The organism is Nodosilinea sp. E11, from assembly GCF_032813545.1.
In the GTDB taxonomy this organism is placed as follows: Bacteria; Cyanobacteriota; Cyanobacteriia; order Phormidesmidales; family Phormidesmidaceae; genus Nodosilinea.
Map to the genome: position 1 here is coordinate 590,992 of NZ_CP136520.1, position 24,412 is coordinate 615,403.

Here is a 24,412-nt window from a genome sequence, read left to right on the forward strand (position 1 = left end):
TTTCCCCTATTTTTCTCGGCGATGTGAGGTTTTGCTATGGCATTTGACTATCCCGAAACGCTGAAATATCTCGACAGCCACGAATATGCCCGCGCCGATGAAGACGAAGGCATTGTGACCGTTGGCATTACGGCCTTTGCTATTGACCAGCTGGGCGACATTGTCTTTTTAGAACTGCCCGAGGTGGGCGATAGCCTCGAAAAAGGGGAAAAATTTGGCACCGTTGAGTCGGTTAAGGCCGTAGAAGAGCTGAAGGCCCCAGCCAGCGGCGAGGTGCTCGAACGCAACGAAGCCCTGATTGAATCCCCCGAACAGATTGGCGACGACCCCTACGGCGATGGCTGGCTGATTAAGATTAGAGCGAGCGATCTAGACGATCTAGACGATGCCCTCACCGCCGATGAGTATAAAGATCAGGTGGGTGGCTAGGGCCGGTAGCCCCCGATCGCAGCAGACGATTACGTTTCAGCGAGACCCGGCTATACTAGGGCTGACTTTCACCATGTCTTTGGTTGAGTATGCTAGGGGTAACCCTAGCGCAGCGATTGCAAAGCCTTGGAAACTGTAGGAAGCAGGCATGGCCTCAGACCCAAACATCTCTGAGCGACAGTCTCACCCCAGCACCGGGAGACCCCGACCAAGGCCGGGCCAACCCCTGGTGCCACCCGAAGGTTTAGCGACGGGCAGTGCGCCTGGGTCTCCCCTCGACTATCGATCGCCCGACTATGGGACTCCAGAGCCAGAGATGCGGCCACCGCGCTACGACCCTTTGGCCGACCTGCGTCGAGGCCGAGAGGGTAAGCAGGGCAAACCGGCTCAGCTCCCCCCAGGCCCTCGCCCCAACCGCCCGCCACTGGTGCAGCGATTGGCCAAGTCCTGGCCTCTGTGGTCGGTGGGGCTGCTGGTCATGGTGACGGGGGTAGGGGTGTTGTCAGCGGTCAGCCTGTTTCGCATTCCTAACCTGCCTAACTGCCGCGCCATATTTTGGCCCACGGCGGCGGCCAGCACCCGCCTACAGTGCGCCGAAGCCTACGCTGAGCAAGGCACCGTCGAGGGCTATTTAGAGGCGATCGCCCTGCTGGAGTCGCTGCCCACCGACCATCCGCTGCGGGGCGAGGTAGATCTGCGCATCGAAACCTGGTCAGAAAACATTTTGGCCTTGGCCGAAACCACCTTTCAAGCAGGCGATCTGGGGGAAGCGATCGCGATCGCCCGCCGCATTCCCAACCACACCGCAGCGGCCCAGGCGGTCAACCAGCAGGTCAGTGAGTGGAACCAGATCTGGAAAGAGGCCGAAACCATTTACCAGGCCGCCGAAGCCGATCTCAAAGCGCTGGCTTTTCAAGACGCATTTGCCAAGGCGATTCAACTGCTCACCGTGGGTAACACCTACTGGGAAACGACCAAGTACGAAGAGCTAACGACTAAAATTACCGCTTCCCGCGAAGACCTCAACACCCTGGGGCGTGCCAAAGAACTGGCCCGCCAGCGCACCCTCAAAGCCATGGAAGAGGCCCTGACCATTGCCCAAAGCATTCCGAGCACCAGCCCGGTCTATGGTGAGGCTCAGTCGGTGATTCGGGGCTTTGGCCGTGACCTGCTGGCCATGGCTGAAACCGCCCTTGAGCAGCGCGATGCCACGGCGGCGGGGCAAATGCTGGAGGCCATTCCGGCGGTGCTGGGTATGGGCGCTGAAATCGCCGACATGCGCACCTTAATCGATGCCAGTCAGCTGGCCTGGCAGGGAGGCATCACCGGGCTAGAGGGGGGCATTGTGCGGCTCCAGAGCGTCAGCGCCGATCGCCCGCTCTACGGCAAAGCGCAGTCGCTGATGCGCCGTTGGCAGGCTGAGGTCCAGGGGCGAACGCAGCTAGAGTGGGCTCGCCAGGTGGCCCTGCCCGGCACCATAGCCGACCTTCAGGCCGCCATTATTGAAGCGCAGCAGGTGGAGCGTAACAACCCCGCCTGGGACGACACCGCCGCCCAGATTAGCCGCTGGCGCAGCCAGATTGAAACCGCCGAAGATCGGCCCATTCTCAGCCTGGCGCGACAGCAGGCCCAGGGCGGCGATCTAGCCAGCGCGATCGCCACCGCCCGCCAGATTGGCTCAGGCCGTGCCCTCTACGACGAAGCCCAGGGCGAGATTGGCACTTGGCGGGGCAACCTCCAGCGAGCCGAAGATGGCCCCCTGCTGGCCCAGGCCCGTCAGCTCGCTGCCCAGGGGCGGCTCAGCGAGGCCATAGCCGTGGCCTCGCGGATTGGCTCCGGGCGAGCCCTGCACAGCGAAGCCCAGACCAGCATTCAGGGCTGGCGCAGTCAGCTGGCTGGGCAGCAGCAGCTCCAGTCTGCCTACCAAGCGGCCCAGACCGGCACCGTCAGTGCCTTAGCTGAGGCGGTAAGGCTGGCTCAGCAGGTGCCCGACAGTAGCCCCCAGCGAGCCGAAGCCACCCAGGCGCTCACTCGCTGGAGCTGGGATATTTTGCGCCTGGCCGAAACCGAAGCCGCCGTTAACCCCAGCCGAGCGATCGCGATCGCCGAAGCCGTGCCCGCCCAGACCGAGGCCTACGCCCAGGCCCAGCTGCGCCTGCGGGAGTGGCGGGCTAATTTGACCCCCCAGGGGGGATTCACTCTACCCTAGAGCCAAGCACAGGAGCGGGCAATCTCGCCTAAGCGGTTGATCGATAGGGGCCATACTCCACTAAGATTTTCTAAGTATTGGCGGTTGTTTCGCTCCTACCTGTGCACGGCTCAATGTCTGATTCGGAGAAAATCCCAGAGATCCTCAAGCTAATTGACATTCTCGATGGGCTAGAAACGTTAATTGATGTCGCCCCCAACGAAGACGTGGAGGACATCCTAGAAGAGGCGTGGCTGCAAATCAGCGATACCTTCCCCGACGACTTTAAGGCGGCCACCCAGCACGATGCCGGCGCTGAGGGACTGCGCCGCTATCTCAAGGTCAAAACTTTTTTTGAGAACCCCTCTGAGCGCTCCATTGGGGCCTCAGACCTAGAAGAGTATTACCGCAGCTACATTGCCGCCGAAGAAGACGAAGAGCCGACCGACTTTTTCTTTCCTGAATAAGCCCTGGCCTGAATAAGTCAGAGGAAGTCCGATTAATTATAGCGATGGCCCTTGCGCTTAGAACATCAGCCTCTGCTCCGGTTATAGCTGTAGCGAGTCTGGTTGAGACAGTTCTTAGATGAACGTTCAAACGTTTGAACGTTTTTAGGGAAAATGTCTTAACCAGACTGGCTACAGCTATATCAGGCAGGGTAGAGGTTAGGGCTGAAGGGGGACGGCAGCCAGCAGCGCCTCAGCGACCTCGGTGGCCAGCGGTTTAGCAAACCAGTAGCCCTGGCCCAGTTCACAGCCGAGCTGGGCTAGATGCTCAAGCTGGGCCTGGGTTTCAACTCCTTCGGCGATCGCCGCTAAACCCAAGCGGTTGCTGAGGGTAATGATAGTTTCCACAATGTCTGAGTTGCGACGGCTGGCCTCCATGTCCATCACAAAGGAGCGATCGATCTTTAAGGCATCGACCGGGAGCTGGTGCAGATAGCTCAAGGATGAGTAGCCCGTGCCAAAGTCATCGATAGTCACGGTAAATCCGTAGGTTTTAAGCTGTCGTAGCAGCCGCACCATGGCCTGAATGTCTTCGATCAGGGTACTTTCGGTAATTTCGAGGTTGAGGTGGTGACCCCGGAGGCCGGTTTTAGCCAAAATATGGCGCAGATCGTCGATCAGATCGGTTCGCAGCAGGTCTTTAACCGAAAAGTTCACGCTCACGGTCAGGTTGGCACGGTGGGGATAGCGCTGGTGCCATTGGGCCAGTTGCCGAGTGGCCTCGGCTAGCACCCAGCGATCGAGGGGCACAATCAGCCCGGTTTCTTCGGCAATGGGAATAAAGCTGTCGGGGGCGATCAAGCCTCGCTCGGGGTGCTGCCACCGCACCAGAGCCTCAAACCCTTGAATTTCTTGGGTGGCGAGGTGAAAAATGGGCTGATAGTAGAGCACTAGCTCGGCCCGGTCAATGGCGTGGCGCAACTCTTGTTCGAGTTGGAGACGTTGCAGGGCTTGTAGATGCATGGACTCGTCAAACACCACGTAGCAGCCCCGCCCCTTGGCCTTGGCCTGATACATGGCAATATCGGCATCGCGTAGGGGCTCGGGCGGCTGCTCGTAGTTACGCAGGTCCATGACAATGCCCAGGCTGGCATTGAGCACAATCTGGCGTCCGCCTACCACCAGGGGGGCTTGCAGTTCTTGCAGCAGCCGTTCGGCAAGCTCCACGGGCTCTTGTAAAGTCGTCACATGTTCGAGCAATAGCACAAACTCATCGCCCCCCAGCCGGGCGGCCAGGTCACTGGCGCGAATTAGCGATCGCAGCTTTTGGGCGACGACAACTAGCACTTCGTCCCCCGCTAGATGCCCGAGGCTGTCGTTAATCACCTTGAAATGGTCTAGATCGAGAAATAGCACCGCAAACTGGGCCGGGGGATGGCGACGGGCGCGCTGGATGGCCAGATCGAGCCGCTGCAAGAGAAAGTTGCGATTGGGCAGCTGGGTCAGGGCATCGTGGAGGCTGTTGTAGAGCATCTGGTCGGCCACCCGCTGGTGCTCGGCCTCCGCCAGGCGGCGATTAGTGATGTCGGTGTAGGTGCCGCTCATGCGGCGAGGGCGGTGGGCATCATCCCAATCGACAACTTTGCCCCGGTCGAGCACCCAGACCCAGTGTCCGAGCTGATGGCGCAGCCGAAACTCGCACTCATAGATCGGCGTTTCGCCAGCGAAGTGGCGCTGGAGCGCGATCGTTTTGCCGACCCGATCATCGGGGTGCAAAAACCGCTGCCAGGTGTCGATGCGAGTCGGGATAATTTGACTGGGGGTATAGCCGATCAGGGCGGCGCAGCCATCGCTTGTCCACACCTTACCCGTTTGCACCTGCCAATCCCAAATACCGATGCCCGAGCCCTCAATGGCGAGTTGAAGCAGTTCTTTGGTGCGTTTTAGCTCGGTGAGAGCCTGCCTGCGATCGCAGCGGCTTTGGGCTTCCCGCACTTCCCGGCGCACGGCCTCGACCAGGCGAGAGAGGTTATCTTTCATCACGTAGTCGTGGGCTCCTGCCCGCATCATGGCGACGGCGGTAGCCTCCCCCACGGTGCCCGACACCACGATAAACGGCAGGTCGTAGCCGTTCTGCTGCAAAATATTGAGGGCCGCCGGGGCTTTAAACTGAGGTAGCTGAAAGTCTGAAAACACCACGTCCCAGCAGTCGTTGTCTAGGGCCGCCTGAAACTCTGCCGCCGTCTGCACCTGCTGCCAGGTGGGGGTAAATCCACCTCGGCGCAGCTCCCGCAGTAGCAGCAGCAGATCGTCCTCGGAGTCTTCGACAATCAGCACTCGAAGCGGCTCAGCAGCAGTCATGGCAGGGTAGGTGGCAGCTCACTTATCAATGCCCAATACAACCCGAGCTGACGCACAGCCTCGGTAAATTCATCTATGTTTACAGGTTTGCGCACGTAGCTATTGGCCCCCAAACTGTAGCTGTTAATGATATCGCGGTCTTCACTGGAGGAGGAAAGCACCACCACCGGCAGCAGACAGGTGCGATCGCCCGCCCGAATTTGGCGCAGCACCTCTAGGCCATCGACTTTGGGCAGCTTGAGGTCGAGCATCACTACACAGGGTAAACAGTCAGGGCCAAACAACCGCTGCAAAGCTGCTTCGCCGTTGCGGACCACAACCACTGGGTTGGTCAAATTGCTCCGCTTCAGCGCCCGCAGGGTGAGCCGCTCATCGTCGGGATTATCTTCGACCAGCAAGATAGGGCGTAGACCATAGCGAGTTGTCATCATGGCCAATTCTCTAGGGGGGACGCGATCTGGGGCAGGGTGAAGTAAAACGTGGCCCCCTGTTCTACGGCAGCCTGGGCCCACACCCGCCCGCCGTGGCGACCAATCACCCGCTGCACCGTAGCCAGGCCAATGCCCGTGCCCGGAAATTCATCGGTATTGTGCAGTCGCTGAAACACGCCAAACAGCTTGTCGGCATAGGCCATATCAAAGCCCGCCCCATCGTCGCGCAGGTAGTAGACCGGTTCCCCGGCCTGATTAACTACGCCAAATTCTAGGCGAGCGGTGGGGTGGTGGGCGGTAAACTTCCAGGCGTTTTCGACCAGGTTGGCGATCGCCATTCCCATGAGCGTGGGGTCAGCACTGACGACCAGGTCAGGGGCAATGGCCACGGCCACCTGGCGATCGGGGGCCGTAGCTTGAAGGTCTTGAACCTGCGATTGCACCAGACGGCTGAGGTTAACCGGAGCGTAGACCATCGCCGATCGCGACAGCCGCGACAGCCGCAGCAGATCCTCAATCAGACCGCCCATGCGGTTCACGTTGTAGCGAATGCGATCGAAGTAATCTCGCCCCTCGGGGCCAAACTGATCGCCGAAGTCTTCAATTAGGGCTAAGCTAAACCCGTCAATGGCCCGCAGGGGGGCGCGCAGGTCATGGGAAACCGAGTAGGCAAAGGCTTCCAGCTCACGGTTTGAGGCTTCGAGCTGGGCGGTGGTGCGCAACATCTGCTGTTCGGCCAGCTTGCGATCGGTAATGTCGTAGTTAATGCCGATGATGCTCAGAGGCTGCCCCTGGGCATCGCGGCGGACCAGTGCGCTGGAGTGAATCCATCCCAGGCTGCCATCGCCCCGCCAAATGCGAAACTCGATATCGTAGACGCGATCGCTGTCTAAAAGCGCCTGGTGTCCCGCTTCCACCCGCTGCAGATCGTCAGGATGAACGTGGGTGCACCAGTCTTGGTAGGTGGCCGATCGCCCTAGCCGAGCAAAACCGTATAGATCGATCAAACACTGATCCCAAATAATGTTGTCAGTGCTTAGATCCCGTTCCCAGCTGCCAATCTGCCCCGATTCAAGCGCTAGGCTCAGCCGCAACGACAGCGTTTCCTGCTCTAAGCGGGTCTTCAGGCTCAACTCTAAGCTGCTCCAAAGGGCCTGGGGGGTCAGCTCAGCCCGATAAATATAGTCGGCTGCGCCCAGCTTCATCGCCTCAAGGGCGCTGCGTTCTTGCCCTGGTTCCACCAGCACTACTACGGGCAAGGGACGCTGGGCCTGGCTTTTGCCCAGCGTTGTCAAAAAGTCTAAGGCCCCGTCACTGGGCCAGGTGAGATCGAGCAAAATGCCGTCAGCGCCACCGTGCTGCCAGAGAGCCAGCCCCTGAGGCAATGTCTTGGCTTCTAAAACAGGATAGACACTGGCCACCTCGTCGCTCTGCCCACTCAGACGGGTGCGATCGGGATGTTGAGTGACCACCAGCACGACCAGGGGGTGCTGATGGTCACTCAACTCGCTGAGTGATGGTGGGCTAGCATCGGCCAGCAAGCGGTGAGACTGAAAATTGGCCATAGACAAACCGGGCAACCCTGGGGAATGAGCTTGACCACCTACCGTCGGCGGCGGTAGCCTGCGCTCCTTTAGCCTACCCCGGCTGTCCTAGGGTCGTAATGTAAATGACGGCTTCATCGGCGGGGATCCCCAGCACATCGTTGACCTGGTCATCGTAGAACCCACCGATGCCACTTACCCCTAACCCCAGACGCGTGGCGGCCAAATTCAGTCGCTGCCCCAAATGCCCGGCATCCATATGGAGGTAGCGATAGACGCGATCGCCGTAGGCCGCTACCGCCCCAGCCAAATCAGCGGTGTGAAACACGACAGCAGCGGCATCGCGGCCCAGTTCTTGCCCCAGACAGAGATAGTGCAACTCGCGGCGAAAGGTCTTGAATCGCACCTGGCGCAATTCTTCGCTGCGGGGAGCATAGTAATAGCAGCCATCATCTAGCCCCTCTACCCCACAGGTGACCACAAAGGTATGCACTAGGGTGCGATCGCCGTAGTCGGGGTCAGGGTCTAAGCCCTGGTCGCGGTAGTGATGGGGCTGGTAGGTAAAGTCTAAAAGCTGCTTCAAAGTATCTAGGGCGATCGATCCACCGCTAAAACGCCGGGTCGATCGCCGCTTAAACAGGGCCGTTTCGAGCTGCTCCATATGGGCACCCCAGTCGAGGGAGCTAGTAGCCATGGGCACCCGCAGCCCAAAGGGCAGGTTGTATTTATCTTCTAGGGTATCGGCGGGCTGGGGGGTATCGCCCGTGGGGCGCATGGTCCAATTGGGCACCTCGGCCTGAGGCTCAATTTCGGTGACCTGGTGAAAGTAGCTTAGCAACTCACCATCGGGCACCGTCGGAAAGTCAGTCTGGGGCGCGGTGGCAAAGGCCACTTGGGCGCAGGGCAGGTTTTGCTCCACCGTCAGCAGGTCGGCTAGAGGCAGCACCGCCAGGGCACCCTCCACCGCCGGGTCGAGGTAGAGCAGTTTGGCAATGGCGCGATCGGCAAAGCTAGCAATCAGGTGGGGGCGGTAGTCGACGATGGCGCTGGCCAGTTCGACATTGCCCAACAGATGACCAATATCGAGGCAAATGCGCCGGTAGGCCCGGTCTTGGTAGCGCCACGCAGAGCGATAAAACATCCCCGTCACCACCAGGGCCAGGTGAGTAGACTCTAGGGTCGGGTGCCAGAAACAGGCCTCTTGCAGCCCCTGCCACACATGGTCTTCCCAGTAGCGCCAGAGGGTGTGGCTGCGAGCCTGGTAGTTATAGAGCCCAGCGGGCAGCAGCCGAGTACCGCGCGAAATCAGGTAGACTTCCGCCGGGTAGAGCCCCCCCGCCGATGGTGCCGATCGCAGGTAGAAGGTCTGCCCCGTCACCGTGGGAAACTTGGCCGTCAGCCCGTAGGCATTAATCAGCAGCCTAGACAGCCGCATCCAGTCCAGCTGCTCGCTACCTTTGCCGGGGCTGTCCTCCTCTAGGTAGGGCTTGAGATCGATCTCGGCCCCCACGCGATAGGTCTTAAACGGGCTGGGCTGACGACTGTAGTCGAGGGGCCGCGCCTTAGTGGTCAAAGTATCAGGATCGTACTTAGTACGGCTGTGATAGTGCTGGGCAATGGAAACCAAGGCATCGGGCATGGCCAGAGACATAGAGTAGCGATCGCAAACCACCGCAGCGGTTGTCTAAATTCTATCCAAGCCTAGGGGATTGGGAATGGCCAATCGGGAGAGTGGAGCCAGTGAGCGGTAAGCGCGGGGTGGGTAGCCTAGACGGACCCAAACAATTCACTGTCCTTAGATCTGCAGATCGGCAGCGGGACCGTAGCTTTGGAGTTACTCCGCCAGAACCTGAAGAGATTCTTAACGCTCTGTTGTTGCAAAACGTTAAGCGCTTACAGTGTTTCTGTCGTTTAGTTAAGCAGAAATACTTAGGCGCTAAGCCTGGTTTCGACACCAATGGATCGATTTACTAAAGAGGCCCTACTAGGAGCCTATCAAAAGGGTGAGCGGGGGTTTTCGGCGATCAATTTGGCCGGCCTCCATTTATTTGAGGCAGATTTGCGCCAGATCAACTTGCAGGGTAGCTGTCTAGACGAAAGCTACATGCCCTACGGCAACCTCAGCCTGGCCAACCTGCGGGGGGCCAGCCTGGTGAGGGCTCAGCTAGGCGACATTAATTTCTACGGGGCTGACCTAAGCGAGGCAGTGCTGGTTGGGGCCGACCTGGGCCGGGCCGACCTGCGAGGGGCTAACCTGAGCCAGGCCAATCTTGAAGGAGCCAATCTGAGCGGGGCCGACCTGCGCCAGGCCAGCTTAATCAAGGCTAATCTAACCGGCGTTAACCTCAGTGGGGCCAAGCTGGAGGGAGCTAACCTCGCCAACGCTAACCTCAACCGCTGCAACCTGTTCCGGGCCGTGGGGGCAGACCTCACCGACAGCTGCTGCGATCGCACCACCATCTTGCCCAACGGCTACAACTATGGCTTCTAGCGGTGGTCAACCCCAGCGCAAATGTTCCTAGGCTGTGCCCTAACCCTTTGAAGTATCAGGTATCCTAGGCATATTCCATTAGGAAAGTCCTGATGAGGCAGCCCATGCGTTCCCTGGCCGATGTTCCCCGCCCCTTATTACTGTTGGCGCTGATGTGGATCAGCGGTGGGGTAGTGGTGCGGTCTGGGTTGCCCGCACGGGCTGCGACCCCAGATACCCCCAGTCTGGCCGCCCAAGCCATTGTTCCCAGGGTGGCCCAGGCCCCAAATGCTAGGCTGCTGGCCCAGGTGGCCACTACCGCCGAGCTAGAGCGCCTGAGCACAGAAACCGATCTGGCCTTTCGCCGGGCTACCACTCTGTTTTTTGTCATGCTGGGCACGCTACTGCTGCTGCTGGGCATCGGGGTGGCGATGCTGTGGCTGCTGCGGCGATCGGTGATTCAAGAAGTGTCTGTGGTGGTGCGCAACCAGATCAACGACATCACCGATTTAGAAACCAAGATTCAAACCGCCACCCGCGATCTCGACTATATTTTGGCCCAGGCCAAAGAACGCGCCGCTGAGCTCGACAGCCGCACCGATCGCTTTCAGGAAGAAGCCGTCACCAAAAAGCAGGTGCTCAATCGGCTGGTGGATGACTTGGCTGAGTTTAAGGCCCGCACCATCAACGACTGGCAGTCAACCCTGAGCGACTTGCAGGTCAAGCTAGAGTCTACCGAGGCCAATTTTGTCGGGCACCTCACCGGGCTGCGGGCCACCGCCGATGACGAAATCACCACCCTGCGCAAAGACACCCAGCTCCAGCGCGATGTCGTGTTTCGCACCCTCGAAGAAAACCAGACCGGTTTTTTGCGCGACGTCAACCGCCTGCGCAGCGATGTAGAAGTGCACCAGGATGCGGTGCTGCAAAAAATTGGCAACGCCGAAACCAGCTTTAGCGACCAGATGGGCACCCTGACTTTGGCCATGCAGGAAGAGCGCGATCGCGTTATGGCGGCCCTCGCCGACCTGCGCCAGCAGCTTACTACCCAGGCCAGCGACCAGGTAGAGCGCCAGGCTGCCGCCATTGCCGAGGCCCTAGAGGCCCTGCGCCAAACCAGTCTCACCCGCCTCCAGAGCCAAACCGAAGACATCAGTCGTCAGCTCAGCGAGCTGCAAGTCAGCGCCCTGGGCGAACGCGACTTGGCCCTGCAAACTATTCAGCGCTCCATCGACGAATTTACCCCACGCTTTGCCAACCTGCGCAGCGAGGTCGATGCCCAGCGCAGCCGCATTTTGGCCGATCTCAGCCGCCAGGCCGACGAGTTTTTGGCCCAGTTTGGCGGTCTCAAAATCGATATTGAAAACCGACAAAATACGCTGTTGGGCGATCTGCGGCAGGCCGCAGACGACGCACTAGAGCGGTTCACCACCGCGCGCACAGAGGTGGATGCCCGCCAGCACAACACCCTCGACGACTTTCAGCGCACCGCCCAGGAATTGCAGAGTCGACTCAGTCAGATGGCCACTGAGGCCGAAATTCAGCGCTCTACCCTGTTGGCCGATGTAGAGGGAACCGCCAACGCCTTTCGCCAGCAGGTGCGGGTGTTGCAGGAGGCAGCAGGTGAGCAGCAGCTTCAGGTCATCGATAGCCTGCGATCGCTAGAAACGGCCTTTACCGAACAGCTGGGGCAGGTGCGGGAGGTCATCTTTACCCGCCGCGATCGCGTTCTCGATAAAATCGACAGCTTTGACACCCGCCTCAGCGAAGACCTGGCCACCCTAGGTACCACCACCGCCGAGCGAGAGGCCGCCGCCCGCACCCAGCTCGATGGCCTGATGGCCGAGATGGCCGAGCGCTTTGCCCAGCTTGAGGCCGACATTGAGGCCGGGCGCGAGGTCACCCTGGGTCGCCTGGGCGACTTGCAGCAGAGCTACCGGGTGCGCCTAGAGGCGATCGCCGCCGAGGCCCAGCACCAAAAAGACGACATTATGCAGCGGCTGGGCGAAGTCTCGCCCCAGTACCTGGCCGACTCGTTTATGAGCGAGGCCAGACAGCAGTTTGCCACCCTCACCGACAAACTCACCCGCCTCGAAACCAACCGGCCCCAGCTCTTTCTCACTGCCGACGAATACATTGGCCAGGGCGATCGCTATCTCGCGGCGGGCGACTATGCCCTAGCGGTGGCCGAATACGACAAAGCCCTAGAGATTCAGCCGGTCAACACCCAGGTGTGGCTCAACCGCGCCCAGGCTCAGCAGGCCCTAGAGCAGCTTGAGTCCGCCGTTGATTCGCTCGATCATGCCCTGGAGCTAGAGCCCAAGCACACTGGCGCTCTGCTGCAAAAGGGGCTGATTTTGCGGGAACTGCGCCGCCACGAAGACGCCCTGACGGTGTTTGACCAGCTCACCGCCATCACCCCCAACGACGCCAAAGCCTGGCTTAACCGGGGCATGGTGCTGAGCCGGCTGAAGCGCCGCGAAGACGCCATTACCGCCTTCGACCGAGCCCTAGAGATTCACCCCGAATACCACGAAGCCTGGGTCAACCGAGGCGTATCCTACGGTATTTTGCAGCAGCACGAGGAAGCCTTTAACTCCTTTGATAAAGCCGTAGAGTATCAGGCCAACGATGCGATCGCCTGGCTCAACCGGGGACTCTCGCTGATTGAGCTAGAGCGCTACGACGACGCTTTGGCCAGCTTCGACAAAGCCACCCGCTTCAACCCCGATGCCCCCAAAGCCTGGGATAACCGGGGGCTGGCCCTGGTCAAACTAGGCCGCGATGACGATGCGATCAAGAGCTTTGATCAGGCGATCGCCCTCGACCCCGACTATCCCAAAGCCCACTACAACAAAGCCCTTTGCTACGCCCTCCAGCGCCAGTTTGACAACGCCATGGAAGCGCTACAGCAGGCCGTGCGCCTCGACCCTGACTACCGCGAAGAGGCACGCACCGAGCCCGCTTTTGACGAACTTTGGAGCGATAACTGGTTCCGTGAGCTAGTGGAAGCTTAGCGCCTCCCCCGATAGGAGCTGAGCACTCTAGCCTGCATGATTCGTAACGCTAGGGACATGCCCGTCATTCCCGCCTCTGCGGGAATCCACCCTGAAATAATACTAAATCTGACTTGGCTAGCCCCGGTGGGGTTGAGCAAACACCGTTTGCCCCTACGTCATCCGCCGGCTGGGTATCGGGGTTATAGCCATCGCCAAAACCGTCAGGATATGACCAATACCCCTAAAGCGATGGCTATACGCCACTGCGCTGGGAGCTTGGCGTCAGGCCATAGACACAGCAGAGAGCAGTTCCTGAACCAAGTTGGGGACGTTGCCTAGCGCCTGCTGAGCCAGCATGGTGGTGATCGTTGTGCTGTCTCTAGGGGGCGAGAAGTAGTAACCCTGCATCTTAATACAACCCAGCTTCTGTAGTGACGTCATGTCTTCTAAGGTTTCAACGCCTTCGACAATCACATCGAGGTTCAGCTTCTCAGCCATGATTAAAATGGCTTCGCTCATAGCCCAGTTTTTGTTGCGAATAAACGATCGATCGATCTTGAGCGTGTCAAAGGGCAGGTCTTGCAGACGCCCCAGGGAGGAATAGCCCGTGCCAAAGTCATCGATATAGAGCTGAATGCCAAGCCGCCGTAAGTCAGCCAGGGTATTGAGGGCCAGGGTTTTGTTTTCAATCAGGGCACTCTCGGTCACCTCGATCTTCAGGCTGCTAGGGGCGATGCTATGGCGTTGCAAAATTTGATCGATCTGAGCCGCTAACTGGGGCTGGAGCAGCTGTACCGCAGACAGGTTGACGCTCATGGTCAGGGGCGAGGGCGAGGGAAACTCACTTTGCCATCGATTTAGCTGCTGGCAGGCCTGCTCTAGCAGGAAAAGACCTAGAGAATAGATCAGGCCGGTTTTTTCGGCCAGCGGCACAAACACCTCAGGGGAAATATCTCCACGGCTGCTATGGCGCCAGCGGGCTAGGGCTTCTAGACCAATAATTTGATGGGTATCGGTAGCCACAATGGGCTGATAGGCCAGATAAATTTCCTGCTGGGCTACGGCTTGGTGAAGCTCATTCTCTAGTTGCAGCGAGTCTATCTCGGCGTTAGAGAGGAGGGTGAGCAGCTGCACTGGGTGAGTTTCTAGGGCATTGGCCAGGCGAGTCAACCGGTCGGCGTTGTTGATTGCGATCGTCAGCAGTCGTTGCCCATCATCTGACAAGGAGCCCGATTGTTGATACCCAAGCAGCTTGAGCGCCCCTTGAATTGAGGTGAGCGGGGTTCTAAGCTCGTGGCAGATTAACAGTGAAATATCGTCAAAGGGATGGGCACAGTCAATCGCTAAAGTAGGGTCTTCAGTGGCTTCGGCGGGATGAGTCAAGGTAGGGTAGGCCATGGCAGATGCTGAACAACATAGCAACGGGGGCAGGGGGCGAGGGGGCGTTAGCTAACGAGGCAGGGGACAGGAGCGGGGATGGAGGGCATCCGCGATCGCATCTCGACCCACACCGTGTAGTGGGTTTTAGAGACCGTAATGCAGACCTTGAATCCTTTGTTACTCTCTTCGGTGGCTTTAGCATGGGCCTGGGTACGGTCGACGCTATCAAATTTCTGCAAGATCATATAAAAATCGTTGCGGTAGAGCATGCCGACATGAATGCCTTCATGCCAAAATTTGAAGGGGGAGACCAAATTTTCGACCACAATTAAGGGGAGCACGGGCTGTTCTGGTGATAGCTACCCTGTAAGACTAAAAAAAGAATGTGACACCTTTGTGAACAGGGCTGCCCAGTTTAGATGGCAATCGCTACATTTGGCCGACCCAGCCCATTACCACCCCAATACTGATTCTATCTGGCCGCCTAAAAGGGCTGGGTCAAAGGGCTTAATTAATACGGCCTTAGCCCCGGCTTCTACATAAGCAGGTTGGGTCGCCAATCGAATCGTAGCTGTCAATAAAATGACTGGAATCTTACAGGTATTTATGTTTTCGTTTAGCTTAACCAGGGTGGCTAGGCCATCTACCTTAGGCATCATCACATCGAGCAGAATGGCGTCGGGGTGGTAGGTTGAGGCTAGAGTTACACCCTCCTCACCAGAGGCAGCGGTGGCTACATCCCAGTTTTTAGTTATTTCTAGACTAACCTTAGCAATTTCCCGCACATCGGCTTCGTCATCGATAATCAAAATACGTTTGGCGGCCATAGTCATAAGCTCTGTAAGATGTTGTAAAAACCCTGATACAATTGGCCATTTCTAGTTCCTAGGTCTGCCGCCGACTCGCTTAGGGCAGGCTCAGCCAGTCATTGCAGGGAGCCGCGCGACCACTGGCCTGGTTATAGAGCGATTGCAGCGTTTGGCCATCGGCAGGAAAGGTCGCTGCACCTAGAACAAGGTCTATAGTGCCCAACGCCCCAATGCCCAACGCCATAGTGCCCAGCGCCAAGGAATAGGAACGGAGCGGCTCTACTAACTGCGGTGCAAGGGTGCGACGCAGCCAGGTTTGGGCCCCAGCCCCGTCGGTGCCCCACAGGCTCAGCAGAAACTCGCGCGGCCCCCAGCAGGAAGTCACCTCAGCCTGACCACCTAAGCCCAGCAACCCTTGGCCCAGAGTGGCCATTAGAGCAGTTTCGTCGCCCTTGTCTAGGCCATGCTGGGCGGAGCAATCCTCGGGAACGGGAGGGCTGGGACGCAACTGCACCACCACCACCGTCACGGGCTGTTGCTGACGCTGGGCTAGGCTCAGCAACAGCTCTAGCTCGATGGTGGCTTTCTGGCGATTGGCCAAGCCGGTGCGGGGATCGGTGCCCGCCAGGGTTTGCAGCAGACGACCGCGCTCAACCCGATGAAAAATACGGCTCACCAGTTCCGGCTCAATCACCGGTTTAGGCAGATAGTCATCGGCTCCGGCCTGGTAGAGCCGGTAGAGAGTGGCAGCATCACGGCAGGCGGTCAGGCAGACAATCGGGAGGGTCTGCCAGCGATCGCTCTGGCGCAGCTGGTGGCACAGGTCAAGGCCGTGGAGAAGCGGCATATCGAGGTCTAACAGCAGCAGGTCAGGCGGGTTAGCGGTCAGAGTAGCCAGGGTCTGGCAGGGGTCTTGGAGCACCGCCACATCGACCCCCCAGGGGGTTAGGAGGGTTTGTAGCTGGGCCAAGATCATCGGGTCGTCGTCGACGGCAACTACCCGCACCCGATCGCCCTGGGTCGGCGGTAGGGGCACTATGGCCGGTTGGGGTGCCGGTTGGAGTGCCGGTTGGGGTGCCCCTGGAGGATGGCCTGGAGCGGCGGCATCGAGCGGCGGCGGCGATCGCAGCAGCTGCTCCAGTTGGGTAACCAGGCCGCAAAAGGTTTTGCTCTGGGCCAGGTTGGGCTGTTGGAGCCAGTCTTCGAGGCGACGAGCCAGGGTTGTCCCGGCTCCATAGCCAAACAGCCCCAGGGTGCCGGCCAGTTTGTGGGCTGCGCCTAGGGCCGCCGTCTGCACCTCAGGAGACAACTGGTGGTTGTCTAGGGCGGTAACAGCGTGGTGCAGCGCCGCCATGCGTTCGTCAATGGTGGGGCGAAAGCGCTCAAGGGCAGCGATCGCTGCGGCCCGGGCCGCGGCAGCCTGATCGGCGGTTACGGTTGGGGCAGCGGCGGCTGGAGCACCGGACTGATCGGGGCATGGGTCGGGGTCGGGGCCTGAATCTGCCGCAATGTCAGGTTTTAGTCGATAGCCCATACCATAGACATTTTCGATTAGGTCGTTGGCCCCAGCCTGCTTGAGCTTGCGCCGTAGCCGCTTAATGTGAGTGCGAATGGTTTCTTCCCCAGGCGATTCGTCTATACTCCAGAGCCGCTCCAGCAGCACGGTGTTGCTAAAGATGCGATCGCGATTGCGCAGAAATAGCTCTAGCAGACCATACTCCTTGGGGGAGAGCACCACCCCCCGGCCAGCCACCGTCACCAGGCCCGCGTTGGGGTCGAGCTGTAGATCGCCCCAGCGCAAAACCGGATCACTCACCAGGGTTGGTCGCCGCAGCAGCGCCCGCAGGCGGGCCGTTAGTTCGGCCAGAGTATAGGGCTTGACCAGGTAGTCGTCAGCCCCAGCATTTAGCCCCATGACTTTATCGCTGCTGCTGCTGCGCCCCGTCAGCAGCAAGATCGCGCCAGAATAGCCCACCTGGCGTAGCCGCTGACACAGCGATACCCCGTCTAATCCCGGCAAATTGATATCTAGAACAATCAGATCGTAGGGATTGGCAGTGGCATATTCCCACCCCGATAGGCCGTTAGTGGTGGTGTCGACGACATAGTTTTGGGCGAGGAGATCAGCGGTGAGCTGCTGAATCAATAGGTCATCGTCGTCAACAAGAAGAATTTTCATAGCGCTCACCACCTCAACGAGATCTTAACCGTCTCACCACCAACTGCACCCTAAGCAAAAGTACTGGCCTAAGGGCCAAGGCAATGACCCAACGATCCTCGGCTAGCGGTTTAGCCCGAGTCAGCTCAGCCAGGCTAGCGTTAAAGTACAGAGGATGATTCGTCCTTAGGTAGCCAGCAGTAGCCAGGTTGATCCGATCCGCTAATTCAGTGGAACAAATGTAGCGACGCTGCTCGGCGGCTCTCCACCAACGTCGGCCCTGAGACTCGTTGGGCTTAGCCTCAGTTTACTGGAGGAGTCGACCCGCCATGGCCCAGGGGCTGTAGGCGGGAGAATGCTCTTGAGAGCTTTACATTGGCCTTTACGTTTTAAGTCTATTGGCTGGTTAATGCTTTACCGTTTAGGGAAAAATAGTGATGAATACACGATTATTAATTAACCTCGTACCAGGGCGCTTAACGGCTCTGCTATCCATAACCAAGCACAGCTCCGGAGAAAACGTTGATGGCCAGGGGGTTAGTCGCAACGACCTCAACTAGGGGTAGTTATTTAAAGGTAGTTATTAAGGTTTTATAAACTTGAGAAATTACTTGGGATCAATGCAGGAGCCCCCCCATGAACTCCCCTAACAATGGCACTGCCAGTAACGGTAGCAACGGCGCTGCCAGTGACACCGCGCAGGGCGATATCTTGATTGTGGATGACACTCCCGATAACCTGCGCTTGCTCTCGGCCATTCTCAGCCGCAATCACCTCGGTGTACGCAAAGCACTTACGGGACAGTGGGCCATTACGGCGGCTCAGACAGCACCGCCAGATTTGATTTTGCTAGACATCAAAATGCCTGAGATGAGCGGCTATGAGGTCTGCGAACGGCTGAAGGCCGACCCCAAAACCCAGGCGGTGCCGATCATCTTTATCAGCGCCCTTGACGATGCGATCGATAAGGTCAAAGCCTTTGCGGCTGGCGGGGCTGACTATATTACCAAACCCTTTCAAGAGGCCGAGGTGTTGGCTCGCATTGCCCACCAGCTAGAACTGCGGCGGCTGCAACGGCAGCTCGTCGATCAAAACGAAGAGCTGATGCGATCGAATCGAGAGCTAGAGCAATTTGCCTCGATAGTGTCCCACGACCTCCAACAGCCGTTGCAGAGCATTATGGGCTATGCCAAGCTGATGGGTTTAGCCTATCCCCCCATCCAGCAGTCGCCAGCTCAGCCCTACCTCGACAATATTTTGACCGCTAGCGATCGCATGCAGCAGATGATTCAAGACTGGCTAACCTACGCCCAGGCAGGGCAGTGGGTACCCGCCTTTACTCCCGTCGATGGCAACATGCTGCTGCACCAGGTCAAGCTCAATCTCAAGGTGGCCCTCACCGACGCCCAGGCTGAGTTGAGCTATGGCCATTTACCAACGGTGATGGGTAGTGACGTACAGCTGTTGCAGCTGTTTCAAAATCTGATTGGCAACGCCCTCAAGTTTTCTCGGCCAGGCACCGTACCCCAGATCACGGTTACCGCCGAGGCCGAGGCCGCAGGCTGGCGGTTTGGCATTCACGACAATGGCATTGGCATTGCGCCAGAGCACCTGGGGCAAATTTTTGAAGCTTTTCACCGCCTTCACAGTGCCGAAACCTACGCCGGTAGCGGCATTGGCCTAGCCACCTGTCAAAAGATCGTCGAGCTTCACGGAGGTCGCATTTGGGCTGAGTCACAGCTAGATCAGGGCAGCACGTTTTACTTTACCCTTCAGGCTGCTCCGCCCTCTGAGGTGGTCTACATCCCCAGTCAGTCCAACGTTGTCAAATATATCGCTTGACCCCGATGGGGAGATCTCTTCTGAAACCTGCTATGCGTACCGGTACGATTCTCTGCCTCAGCGACCATCCCCCAGTGCTACAGGACTTACAGGCTCAGCTCGCGGGGGTATTGGCGGAGGTGTCGCTGGCTCTAGCCACAACAGCGGCAGCGGCGATCGCCCAGGTAGATGACTGCCTAAGCCAGGGCATTGACATCCCTCTGGCCATTGTCGACCAAAGCTTGGCGACAGCCACCTGGTTTCAGACTTTTTATGATCGCGTTCCCCAGGCGCTCACCCTGGTGCTGGGTGAACCGCCCTCCTGTGAAACTACCCCGATTCCCGCAGGGCACCTCTATCGCTGCCTGCCCGTTCCGTGGACGCAGGGCGACCTTGAGTTTACGGTAACTGCGGCCCTGCGCTGCTATGACCAGGAGCGGCAGCTGGCGCAGCTGCGGGCTACCCCGGCGGAGGGGCCATTGGTCCTAGACACCAGCGAGAATAAGGGTGAAGCAGCCGAGCGCAGGTACCTTGAGACCCAGATCAGCCAGAACGAGCTGTGGCGGCGGCTCAGCCTCGACTTGACGGGCATTGGGACCTGGAGCTGGTGCCCGGCCACGGGCGAGTACGACTGGAACCTCAAGATGCTCGAGCTGCTCGAGCTGCCCCTGGGGCTAGAGAACATTGGTCAGCACTGGCGCGATCGCCTTCACCCAGACGATCGCGATCGCGTGGTTGCCACCATCGACACCGCCCTGGCTACGGGGGAATCCTTTTCCGAAGACTATCGCTATTACCTGAGCGATGGTGCCCTGGTCTGGCTCAGGCTCAAGGGGCAGGGGATTTACAGCCCAACCGGCGATCTAGAACGAGTCTTAGGCATCACCCAAAATATTACCCAGACCAAGCAGACAGAGCTGGCCCTAGCCCAGGTGCAAGAACGCTACCAACGGGCGACCCAGGCGGCTCGGGCCGGAGTGTGGGAGCTCACCATTGCCACCCAGACTGGCTACCTCGACCCCAGCATTAAGGCACTGGTTGGCTATGCCGATGCCGACATTGATGACCGTCTCGATCAGTGGCTCACACTGCTGCACCCCGAGGATCGTACGCCTCTGAGTGAGGCCATTCAAGGGGTTATCAGTGGCAACCAGACCGAGTTTCGGATGGAGTACCGCCTACTGCACAGCGATGGATCGGTCATTTGGGTACTGTCGCGGGGGCAGCTTAAGCGAGACGCGCAGGGCCAGCCAGAACTCTTCTTTGGCACCACTACCGATATTACCGGCCTCAAACGGGCTGAACTGGCGCTCAAACAGCTCAACGCCGAGTTAGAGCAGCGGGTTAACGAGCGCACCCAGGCTTTGCAAGCTAGCGAAGAGCGCCTGCGCTGCACCTTTGAGCAGGTGGCCTTGGGCATTATCGAGACAACCTTAGATGGGCACATTGTGCAGGTCAACCAAAAGTTCTGTGCCACAGTCGGCTACACCGCTGCCGATCTGCTGACCAAAACCTGTATGGATCTAGTGCACCCCGACGATCTTGAAGCCACCTTGGCCCACATGCAGCGCCTGCTGGCGGGCACAGCCACTCACATCACCCTAGAAAAGCGCTATCTCCATGCCGACCAGCGAGCTGTGTGGGTTAATCTATCGGCCTCGCTAATATATGGTGACGACGGTCAGCCTCGATATTTTTTGGGGGTGGTCAACGATATTAGCGATCGCAAGCAGGCTGAACAGGCACTGCAAGAATCGCGCAACAGAATGCAGCTGGTGCTAGACACCATTCCTCAGCGGGTTTTTTGGAAAGATCGGCACTCGCGGTTTTTAGGATGCAATCTGGCCTTTGCCCGAGATTTTTCGCTGTCTCCGACCCAAATCGTGGGCCGAACTGACGCCGATCTCTGCTTTGCCGTCAATGCCGCCCGTTACCAGGCGGAAGACGCCCAGATTCTCTCTGGCCAAAGCTCCAAGCTGAGCTATGAAGAGCTGCTCTCAACCGCCAACGGCACCAATATTTGGACGCGCACCAGCAAGGTGCCCCTCACAAACACCGACGGCGAGGTGATTGGCGTACTGGGCTGCTACGAAGACATTACCGACTTTAAACAGGTAGAAGCCTCCCTGCGGCAGCTCAACCAAGACCTAGAGCAGCGGGTGCAAGAACGCACCTGGGAGCTTGAGCAGGCCGTCAAAATCTCTGAGGAGGCCAACCGGGCCAAGAGCACCTTTCTCGCCAATATGAGCCACGAGTTGCGCACTCCCCTCAACGCCATTTTGGGTTTTTCTCAGCTAATGGCCTGCGATGCCGCGATCAGCGAAGACAACCGCCAATCGCTCAGCATTATCAACCGCAGCGGCGAGCACCTGCTGGGCCTGATCAACGACATTCTCGAAATGACCAAAATTGAGGCGGGCCAGGTCAGTCTCAAGGTTGTTGGCTTTGACCTAGACGCCCTGGTCAGTGCTCTAACCGATATGTTTGATCTGCGGGCTCGCAACAAAGGGTTGAGCTTAACCGTTGGCCGTGACCCCACGCTGCCCCGCTACCTCAAAGCCGACGAGCCCAAGCTGCATCAGGTGCTCATTAACCTAGTCAGCAATGCCATTAAATTTACCCACCAGGGGCAGGTGCGGGTTGGGGTCACCTCCGCCAACCCGCTGCTCACCCCGCCCCATGTTGGCGATCCGCTGTCGCTGGTGTTTAGCGTGATCGATACGGGCATTGGCATTGCCCCCACCGACTGTGCCCAGCTCTTTGAGCCCTTTGTACAGGTTGGCCAGGGGGGCAATGGGTTGGGGGGAACTGGGCTAGGGCTCACCATTAGCCGCCAATTTGTCCAACTGCTGGGAGGCGAAATTACCGTTGAGAGCCACCTCGGTCAGGGCACCCGGTTTGTCGTCACCCTGCCCGTGGAGGTGGCCGACACCATTGACAATGCCACTGTCGTACCAACGGCTCGGGTAACCGGTTTAGCCCCAGGGCAACCTAGCTACCGAATTTTGGTAGTCGATGACGACGACAACCACCGCCACCTGCTGTCCCAGCTGCTGCGATCGGTGGGCTTTGAGGTCTCTGAGGCCAACAATGGCCAGGAGGCAATCGACCGCTGGCAACGCTGGCAGCCCCAGCTGATCTGGCTCGATATGCGTATGCCCGTGTTGAGTGGCTACGAGGCCGCCCAATACATTCGCGCCCAGGAGGAAAGCTGTAGCCAGCCTCCCACTAAAATCATTGCCCTCACCGCCAACGCCTTTGAAGACGAGCGCGCCCGTGCCCTTGACATTGGCTGCGACGATTTTGTGCGTAAGCCCTTTCAAATTGACTATCTGCTGGCCAAGCTGGTCGAACACCTCCAGGTGCAGTACACCTATGGCCCCGACCCTAGGGATCAAGGGGCTGCCCCACCCCCGGACGACATCGACGGGGTCGCCGCCCTGCGCCGTCTCCCTGTTTCCTTACTCACCCAGTTGCATCAGGCCATTCTCCAGCTTGACAGCGATCAACTGGCCCAACTCATTGCTCAGATCGCGCCTGACCACGGCCCCCTGGCGGCCCTGCTCACCCGCCAGCTCGACGCCTACGCCTTCGACACCCTACATACTCTATTGCAGCAGGCTCAGCAGGGTTAGCGATCGCCCTTCTCGGTACCATGGCCCACCCCCATCAGGTAAAGCAGGGCCATGCGCACGGCCACACCGCTGGTGACCTGGTCCCCAATTAGACTCAGCTCCGGGTCATCCATCAGATCGGAGCTAATTTCTACGCCTCGGTTGACCGGGCCAGGGTGCAGCACCTTGACCGTGGGCTGGCAGGCAGCAATGCGATCGCGGGTAATGCCAAAGCCCTGGTGGTATTCTCGCAAACTGGGCAGCAGGTGCTGGGCCATGCGCTCTTTTTGCAGGCGCAGGGTCATGACAAAGTCGGCCCCCTCTAGGGCCGGGGCCAGGGTGCTGTGCTGGGTAATGGCGCGAGGAATATTGAGGGGCGACTGGGTCTTAAACGCCTCAGCGAAGCCGGGGGGCAGCAGCGTAGGGGGAGCCGCCAAATGCACCTCAGCCCCGCAGGCGGTCAGACACCACAGGTTAGAGCGGGCCACCCGCGAGTGCAAAATGTCGCCCACCAAGGCAATTTTCTTGCCCGCCAGCAACGCTGCCGTCGGTTGTTCCGGATTTAGGGTCAGCCCCAGTGTGAATAGATCGAGTAGCGCTTGGGACGGGTGAGCATGGAGGCCATCGCCCCCATTGAGCACCCCTACGCCAGTATTGAGCCGGTCCATCTCGGCGGCGATTACCTGGGGTACTCCGGCCTCCTGGTGGCGAATCACCATCAGGTTGGTACCCATGGCTAGGTAGGTCTTGGCGGTGTCTAGAATGGTCTCACCCTTAGTCAGCGACGACGTGCCGGGGGCAAAATTGAGCACATCTGCCGACAGGCGCTTAGCAGCTAGCTCAAAGCTGCTGCGGGTGCGAGTTGAGGGCTCAAAAAACATGTTGGTGACTACCACCCCCTGGAGAGCGGGCACCTTACGAGTGCGGCGCGATAGCACCTGCCAAAAGCTCACCGCCGTTTCCATCACCGTTTCTAACTCTGCCGCCGTAAAATCGGCCAGCGACAAGATATGTCGTCGATTCCAGGAAGCACTTACCATGACCCGTTGTCTAAGCCCAGTGAAACACCGTCATCACCATACCTGGCCTTGGGCCTCTGGCGTCATTGGCTTCGTTATTCTGGGCCTGATAGGCGGCTGCACTGGCAGCCAAGACACCCTCCTCAGCGACCAACCCCCGGCCACTCCCCCTTCACCGCCGCCAGAACACCTTGCTGTACCCACAGATGCTGCGGCCTCTGCCCCCGAGAATGCCCCCGAAAGCGCCCCCGACAACGCTGGCACGGGTCGGTTTCTCGCCTCGCTCTCCAGCCCAGCCCCTACCCTACTGGCGGCCAGCCACACGGTGCAGGCCCGCGCCCGGCGGCTGGTAATCCCCACCGACCCGGTGGCGGTCGATCTCTACACCCTCGACTCTACCTGCGATCGCTACCAGATTGAACCCATTCAGGTACCCCGGGCCCAGAGTATGGAACACACCGTGGCTCTAATTTTGGCAGAGCAAGCCAGTCCCAGTCTCGGCCTTTCGGGCTACCGGGTGAGCTTTGCCCCGGAAACCAAAACCGTCACCATTGACCTGCGAGTGGCCCGCGACGCAGGGCGGGTGCTGCAATCGCTGTCGATGTGCGAGCAAAGGGCGCTGCTGGGCAGTTTGCGAGAAACCCTAATCAACCAGCCCGACTGGCAGATCGAGGCGGTGACCTTTACCAACCGAGGCCATGCCCTACTTCTGTAGGTGAAATCTATCGCTCTGCGGCTATTTT

17 protein-coding genes are annotated in these 24,412 nt (G+C 59.0%); 8 read left to right on the forward strand and 9 right to left on the reverse strand.

Going from position 1 to position 24,412, the window contains the following annotated elements:
• Nucleotides 1-36: 36 nt before the first annotated feature.
• The 3 genes from gcvH (at nucleotide 37) to RRF56_RS05145 (ending at nucleotide 3,084) form a co-directional block, all read left to right on the forward strand.
• Nucleotides 37-429: a glycine cleavage system protein GcvH gene (gene gcvH / locus RRF56_RS05135; protein ID WP_317036557.1), complete on the forward strand. Its 393-nt coding sequence runs from the start codon at nucleotides 37-39 to the stop codon at nucleotides 427-429.
• Between the two features lie 148 nt (nucleotides 430-577).
• Nucleotides 578-2,638, forward strand: a complete 2,061-nt coding sequence (locus tag RRF56_RS05140) for a hypothetical protein (protein WP_317036558.1) — start codon at nucleotides 578-580, stop codon at nucleotides 2,636-2,638.
• Nucleotides 2,639-2,751: 113 nt separating this feature from the next.
• Nucleotides 2,752-3,084, forward strand: coding sequence for a hypothetical protein (locus tag RRF56_RS05145; protein ID WP_317036559.1), 333 nt, complete (start codon nucleotides 2,752-2,754; stop codon nucleotides 3,082-3,084).
• 198 nt (nucleotides 3,085-3,282) lie between these two features.
• Here RRF56_RS05145 and RRF56_RS05150 read toward each other — a convergent pair whose 3' ends face one another.
• From RRF56_RS05150 to RRF56_RS05165, 4 genes are all read right to left on the reverse strand, one after another.
• Nucleotides 3,283-5,424 (reverse strand): putative bifunctional diguanylate cyclase/phosphodiesterase, encoded by a 2,142-nt coding sequence (locus tag RRF56_RS05150; protein ID WP_317036560.1) that lies wholly within the window; start codon nucleotides 5,422-5,424, stop codon nucleotides 3,283-3,285.
• Nucleotides 5,421-5,855: a response regulator gene (locus RRF56_RS05155; protein ID WP_317036561.1), complete on the reverse strand. Its 435-nt coding sequence runs from the start codon at nucleotides 5,853-5,855 to the stop codon at nucleotides 5,421-5,423. The genes RRF56_RS05150 and RRF56_RS05155 overlap by 4 nt, the downstream gene beginning before the upstream one ends.
• Nucleotides 5,852-7,420 (reverse strand): sensor histidine kinase, encoded by a 1,569-nt coding sequence (locus RRF56_RS05160; protein ID WP_317036562.1) that lies wholly within the window; start codon nucleotides 7,418-7,420, stop codon nucleotides 5,852-5,854. The genes RRF56_RS05155 and RRF56_RS05160 overlap by 4 nt, the downstream gene beginning before the upstream one ends.
• Nucleotides 7,421-7,493: 73 nt before the next feature.
• Nucleotides 7,494-9,038, reverse strand: a complete 1,545-nt coding sequence (locus RRF56_RS05165; protein WP_410510571.1) for a SagB/ThcOx family dehydrogenase — start codon at nucleotides 9,036-9,038, stop codon at nucleotides 7,494-7,496.
• A 318-nt stretch (nucleotides 9,039-9,356) separates the two neighbouring features.
• Here RRF56_RS05165 and RRF56_RS05170 point away from each other — a divergent pair, with 318 nt between their 5' ends.
• A complete protein-coding gene (locus RRF56_RS05170) occupies nucleotides 9,357-9,890 on the forward strand; it encodes a pentapeptide repeat-containing protein (RefSeq protein WP_317036564.1) in 534 nt (177 codons plus the stop codon).
• 92 nt (nucleotides 9,891-9,982) lie between these two features.
• The gene (locus tag RRF56_RS05175; RefSeq protein ID WP_317036565.1) at nucleotides 9,983-12,886 is read left to right on the forward strand and encodes a tetratricopeptide repeat protein; all 2,904 of its coding nucleotides are present in this window, start codon (nucleotides 9,983-9,985) and stop codon (nucleotides 12,884-12,886) included.
• Between the two features lie 264 nt (nucleotides 12,887-13,150).
• Here RRF56_RS05175 and RRF56_RS05180 read toward each other — a convergent pair whose 3' ends face one another.
• The 4 genes from RRF56_RS05180 to RRF56_RS05195 form a co-directional block, all read right to left on the reverse strand.
• Nucleotides 13,151-14,266 (reverse strand): EAL domain-containing protein, encoded by a 1,116-nt coding sequence (locus tag RRF56_RS05180; protein WP_317036566.1) that lies wholly within the window; start codon nucleotides 14,264-14,266, stop codon nucleotides 13,151-13,153.
• A gap of 47 nt (nucleotides 14,267-14,313) precedes the next feature.
• Entirely contained in the window at nucleotides 14,314-14,589 is a 276-nt protein-coding gene (locus tag RRF56_RS05185; RefSeq protein WP_317036567.1) for a hypothetical protein, read from the reverse strand.
• A 111-nt stretch (nucleotides 14,590-14,700) separates the two neighbouring features.
• Nucleotides 14,701-15,075 carry a response regulator gene (locus tag RRF56_RS05190; protein ID WP_317036568.1) on the reverse strand — a complete coding sequence of 125 codons (375 nt, stop codon included), beginning with the start codon at nucleotides 15,073-15,075 and terminating at the stop codon, nucleotides 14,701-14,703.
• Nucleotides 15,076-15,154: 79 nt separating this feature from the next.
• On the reverse strand, nucleotides 15,155-17,236 hold the full coding sequence (locus RRF56_RS05195; protein WP_317036569.1) for a response regulator: 2,082 nt from the start codon (nucleotides 17,234-17,236) through the stop codon (nucleotides 15,155-15,157).
• A gap of 615 nt (nucleotides 17,237-17,851) precedes the next feature.
• Between RRF56_RS05195 and RRF56_RS05200 the strand changes: the two genes are divergently transcribed.
• Together RRF56_RS05200 and RRF56_RS05205 are read left to right on the forward strand one after the other, a co-directional pair.
• On the forward strand, nucleotides 17,852-19,057 hold the full coding sequence (locus tag RRF56_RS05200; protein ID WP_317036570.1) for an ATP-binding protein: 1,206 nt from the start codon (nucleotides 17,852-17,854) through the stop codon (nucleotides 19,055-19,057).
• A gap of 32 nt (nucleotides 19,058-19,089) precedes the next feature.
• Complete coding sequence (locus RRF56_RS05205; protein ID WP_317036571.1) at nucleotides 19,090-22,671, forward strand: PAS domain S-box protein; 3,582 nt, start codon at nucleotides 19,090-19,092, stop codon at nucleotides 22,669-22,671.
• Here RRF56_RS05205 and RRF56_RS05210 read toward each other — a convergent pair.
• On the reverse strand, nucleotides 22,668-23,690 hold the full coding sequence (locus RRF56_RS05210; protein ID WP_317036572.1) for an aspartate carbamoyltransferase catalytic subunit: 1,023 nt from the start codon (nucleotides 23,688-23,690) through the stop codon (nucleotides 22,668-22,670). The genes RRF56_RS05205 and RRF56_RS05210 overlap by 4 nt on opposite strands.
• Here RRF56_RS05210 and RRF56_RS05215 point away from each other — a divergent pair.
• Nucleotides 23,689-24,384 carry a hypothetical protein gene (locus tag RRF56_RS05215; RefSeq protein WP_317036573.1) on the forward strand — a complete coding sequence of 232 codons (696 nt, stop codon included), beginning with the start codon at nucleotides 23,689-23,691 and terminating at the stop codon, nucleotides 24,382-24,384. The genes RRF56_RS05210 and RRF56_RS05215 overlap by 2 nt on opposite strands.
• Nucleotides 24,385-24,412 lie beyond the last annotated feature (28 nt).

Bases quoted from the DNA above. Each gene is read 5' to 3' on its own strand.
- RRF56_RS05210 (WP_317036572.1), bottom strand. From the start codon at position 23,690: ATGGTAAGTGCTTCCTGGAATCGACGACATATCTTGTCGCTGGCCGAT.
- RRF56_RS05190 (WP_317036568.1), bottom strand. From the start codon at position 15,075: ATGGCCGCCAAACGTATTTTGATTATCGATGACGAAGCCGATGTGCGG.
- RRF56_RS05140 (WP_317036558.1), top strand. From the start codon at position 578: ATGGCCTCAGACCCAAACATCTCTGAGCGACAGTCTCACCCCAGCACC.
- RRF56_RS05145 (WP_317036559.1), top strand. From the start codon at position 2,752: ATGTCTGATTCGGAGAAAATCCCAGAGATCCTCAAGCTAATTGACATT.
- RRF56_RS05165 (WP_410510571.1), bottom strand. From the start codon at position 9,038: ATGCCCGATGCCTTGGTTTCCATTGCCCAGCACTATCACAGCCGTACT.
- RRF56_RS05150 (WP_317036560.1), bottom strand. From the start codon at position 5,424: ATGACTGCTGCTGAGCCGCTTCGAGTGCTGATTGTCGAAGACTCCGAG.
- RRF56_RS05175 (WP_317036565.1), top strand. From the start codon at position 9,983: ATGAGGCAGCCCATGCGTTCCCTGGCCGATGTTCCCCGCCCCTTATTA.
- RRF56_RS05160 (WP_317036562.1), bottom strand. From the start codon at position 7,420: ATGGCCAATTTTCAGTCTCACCGCTTGCTGGCCGATGCTAGCCCACCA.
- RRF56_RS05205 (WP_317036571.1), top strand. From the start codon at position 19,090: ATGCGTACCGGTACGATTCTCTGCCTCAGCGACCATCCCCCAGTGCTA.
- RRF56_RS05195 (WP_317036569.1), bottom strand. From the start codon at position 17,236: ATGAAAATTCTTCTTGTTGACGACGATGACCTATTGATTCAGCAGCTC.
- RRF56_RS05155 (WP_317036561.1), bottom strand. From the start codon at position 5,855: ATGATGACAACTCGCTATGGTCTACGCCCTATCTTGCTGGTCGAAGAT.
- RRF56_RS05200 (WP_317036570.1), top strand. From the start codon at position 17,852: ATGAACTCCCCTAACAATGGCACTGCCAGTAACGGTAGCAACGGCGCT.
- RRF56_RS05180 (WP_317036566.1), bottom strand. From the start codon at position 14,266: ATGGCCTACCCTACCTTGACTCATCCCGCCGAAGCCACTGAAGACCCT.
- RRF56_RS05170 (WP_317036564.1), top strand. From the start codon at position 9,357: ATGGATCGATTTACTAAAGAGGCCCTACTAGGAGCCTATCAAAAGGGT.
- RRF56_RS05215 (WP_317036573.1), top strand. From the start codon at position 23,689: ATGACCCGTTGTCTAAGCCCAGTGAAACACCGTCATCACCATACCTGG.
- gcvH (WP_317036557.1), top strand. From the start codon at position 37: ATGGCATTTGACTATCCCGAAACGCTGAAATATCTCGACAGCCACGAA.